The organism is Ruegeria sp. CDSB117 (assembly GCF_059611005.1).
The window spans coordinates 423,050-435,551 of the sequence record NZ_JBXWOS010000001.1 but is presented as its reverse complement, the minus strand read 5'-3'; the positions used below and the strand labels follow the sequence as shown (position 1 = coordinate 435,551).

The following is a 12,502-nucleotide window of genomic DNA, read 5'->3' as shown; positions in this document are numbered from 1 at the left end:
AAATGAAATTCTACCAAAAGATAGGGGAGGTATCCGCGGCAATACTCAATCATATTGGATTGTGCAATACGGAGATTTCACCATGACCTTGTCCAAATTTCGCGCAGACCTCCAATCCACCACTCGCAATTCAACCCTGCGCGATGGGCTGATCGGAGAGAATGTTCTGATCCCCGGTCTGAATGGGGACGTTCCGCTGGTTTACGCGGACTACGTCGCTTCCGGTCGTGCGCTGCAGCAGGTAGAGGATTTTGTCGCCCATGAGGTGCTGCCTTTTTATGCCAACAGCCATACCGAGGCCTCCTATTGCGGGTCTTACATGACCCGTCTGCGCCGCGAAGCGCGCGCGGAAATAGCCCGCATTGTTGGAGCAAAGGAAGACGACGCGGTGATCTTTACCGGGTCCGGCGCCACTGCGGGTCTTAACCGGCTGGTCAGTTTGACGGGAATTGAGGGGGCTGACCGGCCGGTTGTTCTGATCGGGCCGTATGAGCATCATTCGAACATCCTCCCTTGGCGGGAAAGCAAAGCGCAGGTCATCGAAATTCCCGAAGCGCCCGAAGGCGGCGTTGATCTCGGTGCACTTGAACGGACATTGGTGGACAATGCAGATTCCGATCTGATTGTCGGGTCTTTTTCCGCCGCCTCTAACGTAACCGGTATCATTACAGACCCGGACCCGATCACGCGGCTGCTCAAGTCTCATGGCGCTGTTTCGATCTGGGATTACGCTGGTGGTGGACCATATTTGCCGATGGACATGGGGCCGGAAGATGCGCGCAAGGACGCCATCGTCGTCTCGCCTCATAAATTCCCGGGCGGCCCGGGCGCGTCCGGTGTGCTGATCGTCAATCAGAACGCAGTTCGCCGCACTTGCCCAAGTTGGCCTGGTGGCGGCACTGTCAGCTTTGTATCGCCCTGGCGCCATGATTACAGCGAGGATTTGGCCACGCGGGAAGAAGCTGGAACACCCAATGTGATCGGAGATATCCGCGCCGCGCTGGCCTTCATCGTTAAGGATGTCGTCGGCACGGATGAAATTGCTGAACGCGAAGCCCGGTACAATGAAATGGCATTGAAAGGGTGGGGCGACAATTCGAACCTGACTTTGCTAGGTACTGAAAACCCGCATCGTTTGCCGATCTATTCTTTCCTTGTGCGGGACAACTCTGGCCAGCCGGTGCATCAGCAGTTGTTTACCCGGATGCTCAGCGACATCTACGGCATTCAGGCGCGCGGTGGTTGCGCGTGTGCCGGGCCATATGCGCATCGCTTGCTGGAAATCGACCGTGAAACGTCCGCTGAATTGCATGCCGCATTGTCCGCAGGGGAAGAGATGAAGAAACCCGGATGGGTCCGCCTGAATTTCTCGTACCTTATGAGCGAAGAGACGGTTCAGTTCATCATCGACAGCGTCAATGACCTGTCCCACCGGACTGAGGAATTTACCCCTTATTACAACGCGGACCCGGCGACCGCCCGCTTCAAAGCGGCGTGACGGAATTGCCGCTTTTCTCAACGCGTTGAGACGGGTATGAGAGGCTCCAACAACGGAGCCTCTTATGAACAAGATCACCCCGCAGCCCGGCATTATGGACATCGCGCTTTATCAAGGCGGTCAGTCGCATGTGGCCGGGATCGAGCATGTGATCAAGCTCAGCTCGAACGAAAATCCGTTTGGGCCAAGCCCCAAGGCTATCGAAGCGGTTCGCGATAGCGCGGCAACGCTTCATCGTTATCCCAGCACCGACCACGCCAGTCTGCGCGCGGCGATCGGCGAGCGTCACGCGCTGGACCCGGCACGACTTATCTGCGGCGTTGGCAGTGACGAAGTCCTGCAGTTCATCGCTCAGGCTTATGCGGGCCCGGGGGATGAGGTCATCTATACCGAGCACGGGTTTTCAATGTACCCGATCATCGCCCGCATGGCGGGCGCGACACCGGTGATGGTGGCCGAGCGCAATCGCCACGTGGATGTCGAAAACATTCTGGCCGCCGTGAGCGATCAGACCCGGATCGTGTTTGTGACGAACCCGGGCAACCCGACCTCGACTATGATCCCCGAGGCTGAGTTGCTGCGTCTGGCCGAAGCATTGCCTAAGACCTGCCTGATGGTGATCGACGGGGCCTATGCCGAGTTTGTCGATGGGTCCGACGGTGGTGCATCGCTGGTGGATCGGTTTGACAACGTGATCATGACGCGGACCTTTTCCAAGGTGTACGGTCTGGGCGGAATGCGTGTCGGTTGGGGCTATGCTGCGCAATCGATTATCGACGTACTGAACCGGGTGCGTCAGCCCTTTAACCTGTCCTTGACCGCTTTGGCGGCAGCAGAGGCTGCGGTGAATGACATAGAATTCCTGTCCTATTGTCAGGCTGAAAATGCGCGCCTGCGGGTGTGGCTGTCGGAAGAACTGGCCAAGATCGGCGTGCCCTCGGATGCGTCCTGCACCAACTTTATCCTCGCCCGCTTTGCCGATCGGGCAGAAGCTGAGGCGTGTGACGACTATCTGAAGACACAAGGTTTGATCGTGCGCCGTGTGGCGGGCTACAACCTGCCAAATGCCCTGCGGGTCACCGTAGGCGACGAAGAAGCCTGCCGCCGCGTTGTTGCGGCCATCACCGCGTTCAAAGGGGGCGTCGCATGAGCCAAGTTTACGACCGTGTGGCCTTGATTGGTCTTGGCCTGATCGCCTCGTCGATGTTCTGGGCGATCAAACGCGCCGGGCTTGCTGGCGAAGTGACCGGCTATGCCCGGTCCGAGACCACCCGTGACACGGCCCGCCGTATCGGTCTGTGCGACCGCGTTTGCGACAGCGCGCAAGAGGCGGTCGAGGGAGCGGATCTTGTCGTGCTCTGCGTCCCTGTCGGCGCGATGGGGGCTGTTGCAAAGGAAATTGCGCCCGCATTGAAACCTGGGGCGACAGTGACAGATGTCGGCTCGGTCAAACACCACGTTATTCAGGCCGTTGGACCGGAAATTCCTGATGGCGTTCATTTCATACCTGCGCACCCGTTGGCGGGGACCGAGCATTCTGGTCCGGAGTCGGGATTTGCCGAGCTGTTTGACAACCGCTGGTGCCTGTTGGTTCCGGTCGAAGGCTCTGATCCGGACGCGATTGCCCGCCTACGGGCGATGTGGGAAGGCATGGGCTCAAACGTTGATGAAATGGACGCGGATCACCATGATCTGGTTCTGGCCGTGACATCGCACGCGCCGCACTTGATCGCCTACACAATGGTTGGCGTGGCGGATGATCTGCGTCGGGTCACCGATACCGAAGTTATCAAGTATTCCGCTGCGGGGTTCCGGGACTTCACCCGCATTGCAGCCTCGGATCCGACGATGTGGCGTGACGTGTTCCTGACCAACAAGGAAGCGACGCTAGAGATCCTTGGCCGGTTTACCGAAGAGCTGTTTGCCTTGCAGCGCGCAATCAGAACAGGTGACGGCGAGCAACTATTCGACTATTTCACCCGTACACGCGCGATCCGCCGCGGCATCATTGATGCCGGGCAAGACACGGATGCGCCCGATTTCGGACGGGGGAAAACGAACCCATGACACGGGGCTGGAGAACCACTCTGATTGCATTTGCAGCGCTTTGCGCAGCGTCGACTCAGGCTGGTTCACTGGAACGCTCGTTAGTACCGTTGTCGCGGCCCGGCACTGTACTGGTCCCGCAACAGATCGTCCTCAGCAGCGCAGTGTTGCCTCAACTGCCTCCGGCGACGATACGCCCGGAGTTGCGGCCAGCGTCGCCACAGGTTTTGGCGGTTGCGGCCCGTCCCGCAGACCTGCCCCTGCTTGGACCAGACACATCGCTGATGCCGTACCTGCGGCCCAAAGCCCTTGAGCAGGAGGCGCTGTTCAAAAAGCGTAAGTTGCGTAAGGGGTCGGTATGCGGCGACATCAATATACAGGGCAAGCCAGTCGGCACTGTACCGGGTAAGATCAAGGCGTGTGGGATCAAGGACGCAGTGCAGATCACCTCGATCTCGGGGGTGACGCTTAGTCGTCCTTCCACGATGGATTGTGGAACGGCTGTTGCGCTGAACAAGTGGGTTGAAAAGGCAGTCAAGCCGACCTTCAAGAGACGCGGGCCGGTGGTCCAGTTGCAGGTCGCCGCGCATTATGCGTGTCGGACGCGAAACAACCGTAAAGGCGCCCGTATTTCCGAGCACGGCAAAGGCCGTGCAATTGATATCTCGGCTTTCAAGATGGCCGATGGAGAGGTTGTGTCGGTCCTGAACGGGTGGCGCAAGAACCCGTCCCAAAAACAACTGGTCAAGATCTGGCGCGAAGCGTGCGGGCCGTTTGGCACTGTACTAGGGCCAAACGCCGACCGATATCACCGGGATCATTTCCATCTGGATACCGCCCGCCATCGTCGCGGGCCATACTGCCGTTAACGCAAGATCAGGCGGGGCGCAGGCCCCAGCGGCAACGGCCCAAGTGCCACGAAACCGTCCCGAAAGTTAAGCTGCAGATCCAGCGCATTTGGGTTTCCACCCAACCCGGCCATGAAATTCAGCGCTCGTGTCACAGGATCAACGGCCTGATCGGGCAGGGCGCCTGCGGCATTGGCCATGGCAATCATGTCGCGCCAGTTTTCAGCTTTGACCGCAATCTCGCCCGTTGGGATGCCCTGGTGGTCAATGTCGAGCTCACCCGCCGCAAACAAACGCAAAGCGCCCCATTTCATCTCGGCCAGGTTCAGGTCAATCTTCACCGGCTGTGGTCTACCCTGTTCAAGAGCCGTACGATCCCACGGTTTGTTGAACGTGGCCGTCATGTCCAGTTCGAGCGTCTCAAACGCCTGCGGCAACGTGGTCGCAGACCGCATCAAATCGCGCAGACCATCTCCCGGGGTAAACCCGTCTATTCGAGCGCCGATGGCATAGGTTACCGGAATAGAGGTCTGTTCCATAACCAATGTCAGCGTATCGCCGCCAGCCAGCGCTTCGGCATCATCGGTGATCAACCATGAACCCGCGGTCAAAGCCATTTTTTCCAGCTCCAGCGCCACACCGGGTTGCAGCTGTAGCTCGGCTTGCAGATCGCTGGCTTCAATGGTCGCAGTCTGATCAAAATAGGACAGGCGCTGGGGCGTGTCGGCAAAGCGCAGCACCTGGCGCCCGGGCCAGATCGCAGGACTTTGGAACTCAATCCAATCCGCGCTCCACGCGGTGCCGTTGACCGGGTCTGCCAGAGCAGGACTGTTCAGGCGCGTAACGTGACGAAACGGATACCCGGCTGTTGAAACATCGGAAAAGTCCGCCTGCCAGCCTTGTTCCTGCTGATTGTCGAACCAGGCGGTGATTGCGTTGCGCAATCCGAATCCGGCAACGAACCAATAGGCGCTCCAGATAACCGTTAAGAAAATGACTACTCGTATTAGACCGCGCATGGCAGTTGGCCCTTTTTCCCGCGTTGAATTTGATGTTTATAGGCCGAAACGGGCAAGGACCAGAGCTATGACGATGTGGGTTTTTGGATATGGATCACTGCTGTGGAATCCGGGCTTTCCGGTCGCCCGCAGCGAACACGCCACATTGCATGGATACGCCCGGTCGTTCTGCATGAGCTCGATCCACCATCGCGGCACCGAAGAACACCCCGGCCTTGTGCTGGCACTGGATGAACAGGCCGATGCCAATTGCACTGGCTTGGCACTTTCGGTCGAGGCCGGCCATGAAGAGCGCACCTTGCATGAGTTGCGCGAGCGTGAGCTGATTTCGTCAGCCTATGTCGAGAAAAACCTTGATGTGCATTTGAACAATGGCGAAGTCGTCACCGCGGTGACCTATGTGATCGACGCGGATCACGTCCAATATTGTGGCGGTATGCCATTGGAAGAGCAGGCGCAGATCATAGCACACGCAGTTGGCGGGCGCGGTCCGAACACGGAATACCTGTATAATACTGCTGTACATCTGGCCGAGATCGACCTGCGCGATCCCGATCTTGAGTGGTTAGCGCAACGGGTGCGCAGCATTACCGCATAAATCCTTGGCGTACCCGGCGGATTTTGGCTAGATTCACGCCAGAGCAGGCAAGAACCGGGAAATACGCGCATGGCGCAGGCACATCAGGGCGCGAGACCCCAATTCTCGCATCCCATCCGTCAAATTGTGATGATGTTGGTCGCAATTGGTCTGGCAGGCTTGGGCGTCTTTATGGCGCTGCCTTATGTGTTGCCGGTATTTCAGGCCAACCCGTACCTCAATGGCTTTATCATCCTGGTTTTCATAATCGGCGTTTTCGCCTGTTTCTTTCAGGTGACACAGCTGATTGGGTCGGTGCGCTGGATTGAGGCTTTTGTTGGCGGCGTTGTCCGCGAAGACGCGCGCACGCCGCAATTGCTGGCTCCTTTAGCCTCATTGCTGCGCGAACGCGGTGCACGATCGCAGATCAGCTCCAGTTCGACCCGGTCGATTCTGGATTCGGTCGCGGAACGCGTCGAGGAAGAGCGTGAGATCACACGCTATATTACCAATGTTCTGATTTATCTGGGCCTTTTGGGCACATTCTTTGGCCTGGCGACCACCGTCCCAGCCATTGTCGACACGATCCGCAGCCTGAACCCGCAAGAGGGCGAAGAAGGGCTGGCCGTATTCAACCGCCTGATGGTGGGGCTTGAGGCCCAGCTACAAGGAATGGGCGTGGCATTTGGGTCGTCCCTTTTGGGCCTTGCCGGGTCTCTGATCGTCGGTTTGCTGGAACTGTTCGCAGGTCACGGCCAGAACCGGTTCTACCGCGAGCTTGAGGAATGGTTGTCCTCAATCACCCGCGTTGGTTTTGCGGCTGCAGATGAGGGTGGCGCAGAGCTTGCGGTTCTGACCCCAGTTCTGGACGCGATGTCCGAACAGATGGATGCACTGCAGGACCTGTTTTCGGGGCAAGAGGCTGATCGTGCTGCCGTGTCGGTCAAACTGGGTCAACTGATCGACGCGATTGGTGAGATGAACGTGCGACAGTCTGAATCCGAAGGGGTGACAGCCGCATTGGAACGCGTGGCCCTTGGGCAGGACGCCCTTCTGGATCACATGCGTGATCAGGGTACAGGGGATGGAATTGACGCCGAAAGCCGGATGCGTCTGCGGTCGATGGACGTTCAACTATTGCGCATCCTCGAAGAAATCTCGGCCGGTCGCCAGGAAAGCATGAGCGAATTGCGCAAGGATATCGAACTGCTTGTCAAAGCCCTGACATTGCCCCGAGGCGCCGTTCGCACCGCTCCGGAAGGAGAGTAATCCATGGCTCTGTCCCGCCGCACAGGTCAGCGTTTTCAGGGCTCGGTTTGGCCGGGTTTTGTTGACGCGATCACTGGGTTGCTGATGGTGCTGACCTTTGTTCTGACCATCTTTATGGTGGTGCAGTTCGTGTTGCGCGAAACCATTTCCGGGCAAGAAGACGAACTGACTGCTCTGTCGGATGAAGTCGCAGCGCTGGCCGGGGCGTTGGGATTGGAGGAGCGTGAAAATAACCGCCTGGAGGCCCGTCTTGGCGCGTTGAACACGACCCTGTCGCAAACTGAAGATACGCTGGCGCGGGCCGAAGTGGACCTGGCGCTGTCGCAGGCGCGTATCACGGATTTTGAGGCGCAGGTCGCCGCACTTTTGACGGATCAGGAGCGGGCACGCAGCGCAATTGCAACACTGGAATCCCAGCGTGCCAAGTTGCTGGAGGACCAAGAGGCGCTGAACCTCGCGCTGGCGCAAAGCCGGTCGGAGATCGATGAACAGGCCGAAGCCGCCCGGCTGGCAGCCGCCCAACGTGAAGCGTTGGAGGCGTTGGTTGCGGATCTCGAACAAAGCGATGCTGCGCAATCCACTCGGATCGGTGAACTGGAAAACCAGCTCAGCGCGGAAGAAGCCGCCAAGCTGGCCGAGGCTGCCGCTGCCGAGAACCTGCGCAATCGTCTGCAGAATGCGGATGCCGAGTTGACGGCGATGACGCTGGCATTGGAAGCGCAGCGCAAAGAAGCTGAGGATACGCTGACCCTGCTTGCCGCCGCTCAAGCTGCCAGGGCCGAACTTGAGCGCCAGTTTGGTGCGCTGGACGCAGAGGAGTTGCAGGCGCAACTACAAGCCGCTTTGGCTGCGCAGACCGAGGCGCAGGCCGAGGCACAATCGCAGCGCTCATTAGCCGAAGAGCGTGCAAACTTATTGGCTTTGGCCCGTGAAGCGATCTCAGATGAGAAAACGATTTCCGCAAAAGCGCAGCGAGAGACGGCGTTGTTGAACCAACAGATGGCGGCACTGCGCCAACAACTTGGCGGGTTGCAGGCGTTGTTGGACGACTATGAAGAACGCAACGCCGCTTCGGACATTCGAATTCAGACCCTGGGTCAGGACCTGAACGCAGCTTTGGCCCGCGCGGCCTCGGAAGAACGCCGCCGGCGTCTGCTGGAAGAGGCTGAGCGTGCCCGGCTGGAGGCCGAGGCCGAAGCTCTGTCTGGACAAAATCAGGAATTGGCGGCGCAGGCCGAGGACCTGCAGCGCTATCGGTCAGAGTTCTTTGGAAGATTGCGCGACGTCCTAGGGGATGAAGAAGGCGTTCGGATCGAAGGCGACCGTTTTGTGTTCTCGTCCGAGGTCCTGTTTGACACGGGTTCGGCCGTTTTGTCACCGGCCGGGCAGCAGGACATCGCCAAGGTGGCAAATATCCTGCGCAGCGTGGCGGCTGAAATTCCCGAAGGCCTGAACTGGGTGATCCGCGTTGATGGTCACACTGATAACGTGCCGCTGGCCGGTTCCGGGCGCTATCGCGACAATTGGGAACTTAGTCAGGGTCGTGCCTTGTCCGTAGTGCGGTACATGGTCGATGCGCTGGGTATCCCGCCGAGCCGATTGGCCGCAAACGGTTTTGGTGAGTTCCAGCCCGTAAACCCGGCAGACACCCCGGAGGCCCGGGCGCAAAACCGCCGGATCGAGCTGAAACTCACCGAAAGGTAACCGAGACACTCGTTAAGAAACCCGGGTTAGCGACGACCGAACCGAAAGCTGCTATCGGGCTTGCCCGTAAAGCAGCGCGGGATGACCGGGTAACTTTCAGTCAGGAAATAGGCATACGTTCCAGATGGATATTCAGGCGAAACCGTAAAGGCTCCGTTACATTCATCCAGATTTCCGGCGCCTGCTACATAGGCGTAGTCCTCATTGAACGTGCCATCATGTTTTCCGTCGGGCGCGTTTCCCCCGGGGCGGTTGCCGTTCTTCAGACGGTAGGACGACTTAATTTGTGTCACTTTCCCATCCACAACGCCGGTCATCGCGTAGATTGGGAAGCCGTCTGCCGCATATCCGATGAGCGGTGAATGTCGGTTGGGTGAATAGTTCAGCAGCTCAATAAAACCGGTGGGAATGCCGTGATAATGGTATTTTCCATTGGGTTGAACGTGCGCATAGTTTTCGTCGAACCCCAAAGTAACCGCGCCCCCAAGCGCATTGTATGACCAGCCTGAGCGGGGATTGCCCTGCCAGAACTCTGCGGCCAGCGGGTCGAACACGACGCCATTCAGAGACACACCAAAGTTCCATCCCATTTCAAGCGGGGTGGTGGATCGATTGGATTTCGGGTTCGTCGGTACTTTCAAATTGACGCGTTGCTCGGAAATGCGGTGCGGGTTGCCTTGGTTCGGAAAGCGCCCGACAAGGTGATCGGGGATTCCGTTGGCCGAGACCCGTATACTTTTGCGGGTCTCAGAGATTTCAGAGTGGCTGTGCCCCGGATCAACCGTTGCGGCCTGCAAGCGCAACGGCCGTGTTTCCGTCTCATCATGATACCTAAATCGATGCTGGGCGGTTGCAATGGCGGCAACGGCGGAGAGAGCGAAAGCAACGCTCCAAACAGCGACGGTTTTGGTCATGAAAATCCCCTTTTTGCGATTCAACTGTGACATTGAAACGCGCAGGGTTGGTTATTCCGTCGAATTCGATTGTGACGGAAACGAAATCGCCCGGTTGCTGGGCAACCGGGCGATCAATTTCATTGAGTTAATTGGGTCTTAGTCCGCGGTCAAAAGCGGAGGTTTGTCGCCCGGAATACGCGGTTGATCGGGGCCAAGAATTTCCAGGTTCAAATCGCCCTTTTTGACAGACACGCGGACCACACCACCCTTGGCCAGCTTGCCGAACAGCAACTCCTCGGCCAGTGGTTTCTTGATGTGTTCTTGAATAACACGACCCAGAGGGCGAGCACCCATCTTGTCATCATACCCTTTGTCCGCCAGCCACGCGGCGGCTTTGGGGGTCAGATCGATGGTCACATTGCGATCCAGCAATTGCGCTTCGAGCTGCAGAACGAACTTCTCGACCACCTGCAGGATGACCTCTTTCGGCAGTGGCGCGAAGGAGATCACAGCGTCCAGGCGGTTGCGGAATTCCGGCGTGAACATACGTTCGATTGCGGCCGTATCCTCGCCCTCGCGACGGTCACGGGCAAAGCCGATGGCAGCCTTGGCCTGTTCCTGCGCACCCGCGTTTGAGGTCATGATCAGCACCACGTTGCGGAAGTTCACCGTACGTCCGTTGTGATCGGTCAGCTCACCGTGGTCCATAACCTGCAGCAGGATGTTGAACACGTCCGGGTGCGCTTTCTCAATCTCGTCCAGCAACAGCACACAATGCGGATGCTGGTCGACGCCATCTGTCAGCAGGCCACCTTGGTCAAACCCTACATATCCTGGAGGCGCACCGATCAGACGGCTGACGGCGTGTTTCTCCATATATTCCGACATGTCGAACCGAAGCAGTTCCACGCCCAGCGTATCTGCCAGTTGTTTCGCGACTTCGGTTTTACCCACGCCGGTAGGACCAGCAAACAGGTAGTTGCCGATAGGCTTTTCTGGCTCACGAAGACCGGCACGTGCCAGCTTGATCGCACTGGAAAGCGCTTCGATTGCCAGATCCTGGCCAAACACCACACGTTTCAGCGAGGCTTCGAGGTCTTTCAGAACCTCGGCATCGTCCTTGGTGACGTTCTTGGGCGGGATGCGGGCGATCTTGGCGACGACCGCCTCGATTTCCTTAACCCCGATGGTCTTGCGCCGTTTGCTCTCAGCCACCAGATGCTGCGCTGCGCCGGCCTCATCGATTACGTCGATGGCCTTGTCGGGCAGTTTACGGTCGTTGATGTAGCGGGCCGACAGTTCCACTGCGGTCTTGATGGCATCAGCGGTGTATTTGATCTCGTGATGTTCTTCGAAATAGGGTTTCAGACCGCGCAGAATTTTCACGCTGTCTTCGACCGAAGGCTCGCTCACGTCGATCTTCTGGAACCGGCGGCTTAGCGCGCGGTCCTTTTCAAAATGCTGACGGAATTCCTTGTATGTGGTCGAGCCCATGGTGCGCAGCTTGCCGCCCTGCAGGGCAGGTTTCAGCAGGTTCGACGCATCCATCGCGCCACCCGACGTTGCACCGGCACCGATCACGGTGTGAATTTCATCTATGAACAGCACCGCGTCGGGGTGGTCTTCCAATTCGGTCACAACCGCCTTCAGGCGTTCCTCGAAGTCGCCGCGATAGCGGGTACCTGCCAGCAGAGCACCCATGTCGAGAGAATAAATTGTGGTCTCAGACAGTACATCTGGCGCTTCGCCGCCAACAATCTTACGTGCCAGGCCTTCCGCAATAGCCGTCTTGCCCACGCCCGGGTCCCCAACCAACAGTGGGTTGTTCTTGCGGCGACGGCACAGGACCTGAATACAACGCTCAACCTCATCAGCTCGGCCGATCAGCGGGTCGACATCGCCTGCGCGCGATTTAGCGTTCAGGTCAATGCAGTACTTCCCGAGCGCGCTTTCCTTCTGTTCGCCTTCGGTGACGCCAGGTTGAGCCTCTTCCTCGACCTGATCCGCGCCGGATACCGAGCGGTTTTCGCCGTAGGCAGGGTCTTTGGCCACGCCGTGCGCGATGAAGTTTACCGCGTCATAGCGCGTCATGTCCTGCTCTTGCAGGAAATAGGCGGCATTGCTTTCACGTTCGGCAAAGATGGCGACCAGAACGTTTGCGCCGGTCACTTCGGTCCGGCCCGAGCTTTGGACGTGGATCGCCGCGCGTTGTATGACGCGCTGGAAAGCGGCCGTTGGCACGGCCTCGGAACCGTCGATATCCGTGACCAGATTGGATAGATCTTCGTCAATGAATTCGACCAGAGTGCTGCGCAGTTCTTCCAGATCGACGCTGCAGGCCTTCATGACGCGGATGGCGTCAGGTTCTTCAAGTAACGCCAGAAGCAGATGCTCTAGCGTGGCAAATTCGTGACGCCGTTCATTCGCAGCTGCCAAGGCCGCGTGGATGGCTTGTTCTAATGTGCTCGAGAATGAAGGCACGCGGGTGCTCCTCTGTCTTGGGTCGAAAGGGGCAGGCTTCGGCCGGAACCCCATCCCAACCATGTCCTCATACTATTAGAGTTTGGTTGATCGTGGCCCGGCTTCAAGGGTTTTCTTGCTCTTGACAGTCACATTTCACGTGACCGTGGCCGTGAGGAAGGCAA

10 protein-coding genes are annotated in these 12,502 nt (G+C 58.3%); 7 read left to right on the top strand and 3 right to left on the bottom strand.

The annotated features are described in order from the left end of the window. Positions 1–82: 82 nt before the first annotated feature. The 4 genes from AC2FJC_RS02180 (at position 83) to AC2FJC_RS02165 (ending at position 4,413) form a co-directional block, all read left to right on the top strand. Entirely contained in the window at positions 83–1,498 is a 1,416-nt protein-coding gene (locus AC2FJC_RS02180) for an aminotransferase class V-fold PLP-dependent enzyme (RefSeq protein WP_496738231.1), read from the top strand. Positions 1,499–1,562: 64 nt separating this feature from the next. After that, positions 1,563–2,648: a histidinol-phosphate transaminase gene (gene hisC / locus AC2FJC_RS02175; protein ID WP_496738230.1), complete on the top strand. Its 1,086-nt coding sequence runs from the start codon at positions 1,563–1,565 to the stop codon at positions 2,646–2,648. After that, entirely contained in the window at positions 2,645–3,565 is a 921-nt protein-coding gene (locus AC2FJC_RS02170; RefSeq protein WP_496738229.1) for a prephenate/arogenate dehydrogenase family protein, read from the top strand. The genes hisC and AC2FJC_RS02170 overlap by 4 nt, the downstream gene beginning before the upstream one ends. Beyond that, positions 3,562–4,413, top strand: a complete 852-nt coding sequence (locus AC2FJC_RS02165) for an extensin-like domain-containing protein (protein ID WP_496738228.1) — start codon at positions 3,562–3,564, stop codon at positions 4,411–4,413. The genes AC2FJC_RS02170 and AC2FJC_RS02165 overlap by 4 nt, the downstream gene beginning before the upstream one ends. Here the strand turns inward: AC2FJC_RS02165 and AC2FJC_RS02160 are convergent. Beyond that, entirely contained in the window at positions 4,410–5,411 is a 1,002-nt protein-coding gene (locus AC2FJC_RS02160; RefSeq protein WP_496738227.1) for a DUF2125 domain-containing protein, read from the bottom strand. The two genes, AC2FJC_RS02165 and AC2FJC_RS02160, sit on opposite strands and share 4 nt — an antisense overlap. 67 nt (positions 5,412–5,478) lie before the next feature. Here AC2FJC_RS02160 and AC2FJC_RS02155 point away from each other — a divergent pair, with 67 nt between their 5' ends. From AC2FJC_RS02155 to AC2FJC_RS02145, 3 genes are all read left to right on the top strand, one after another. Further along, a complete protein-coding gene (locus tag AC2FJC_RS02155) occupies positions 5,479–6,009 on the top strand; it encodes a gamma-glutamylcyclotransferase (protein ID WP_496738226.1) in 531 nt (176 codons plus the stop codon). Positions 6,010–6,078: 69 nt separating this feature from the next. Then, a complete protein-coding gene (locus AC2FJC_RS02150; protein ID WP_496738225.1) occupies positions 6,079–7,257 on the top strand; it encodes a biopolymer transporter ExbB in 1,179 nt (392 codons plus the stop codon). A gap of 3 nt (positions 7,258–7,260) precedes the next feature. Next, positions 7,261–8,961 carry a peptidoglycan -binding protein gene (locus tag AC2FJC_RS02145; RefSeq protein ID WP_496738224.1) on the top strand — a complete coding sequence of 567 codons (1,701 nt, stop codon included), beginning with the start codon at positions 7,261–7,263 and terminating at the stop codon, positions 8,959–8,961. A gap of 26 nt (positions 8,962–8,987) precedes the next feature. Here the strand turns inward: AC2FJC_RS02145 and AC2FJC_RS02140 are convergent, their stop codons facing one another. After that, complete coding sequence (locus tag AC2FJC_RS02140; protein WP_496738223.1) at positions 8,988–9,875, bottom strand: YHYH protein; 888 nt, start codon at positions 9,873–9,875, stop codon at positions 8,988–8,990. Between the two features lie 138 nt (positions 9,876–10,013). Next, positions 10,014–12,338: an ATP-dependent Clp protease ATP-binding subunit ClpA gene (gene clpA / locus AC2FJC_RS02135; RefSeq protein WP_496738222.1), complete on the bottom strand. Its 2,325-nt coding sequence runs from the start codon at positions 12,336–12,338 to the stop codon at positions 10,014–10,016. Positions 12,339–12,502 lie beyond the last annotated feature (164 nt).

Coding starts and splice junctions, on each gene's coding strand:
- AC2FJC_RS02180 (WP_496738231.1), top strand. CDS start 83: ATGACCTTGTCCAAATTTCGCGCAGACCTCCAATCCACCACTCGCAAT.
- hisC (WP_496738230.1), top strand. CDS start 1,563: ATGAACAAGATCACCCCGCAGCCCGGCATTATGGACATCGCGCTTTAT.
- AC2FJC_RS02170 (WP_496738229.1), top strand. CDS start 2,645: ATGAGCCAAGTTTACGACCGTGTGGCCTTGATTGGTCTTGGCCTGATC.
- AC2FJC_RS02165 (WP_496738228.1), top strand. CDS start 3,562: ATGACACGGGGCTGGAGAACCACTCTGATTGCATTTGCAGCGCTTTGC.
- AC2FJC_RS02160 (WP_496738227.1), bottom strand. CDS start 5,411: ATGCGCGGTCTAATACGAGTAGTCATTTTCTTAACGGTTATCTGGAGC.
- AC2FJC_RS02155 (WP_496738226.1), top strand. CDS start 5,479: ATGACGATGTGGGTTTTTGGATATGGATCACTGCTGTGGAATCCGGGC.
- AC2FJC_RS02150 (WP_496738225.1), top strand. CDS start 6,079: ATGGCGCAGGCACATCAGGGCGCGAGACCCCAATTCTCGCATCCCATC.
- AC2FJC_RS02145 (WP_496738224.1), top strand. CDS start 7,261: ATGGCTCTGTCCCGCCGCACAGGTCAGCGTTTTCAGGGCTCGGTTTGG.
- AC2FJC_RS02140 (WP_496738223.1), bottom strand. CDS start 9,875: ATGACCAAAACCGTCGCTGTTTGGAGCGTTGCTTTCGCTCTCTCCGCC.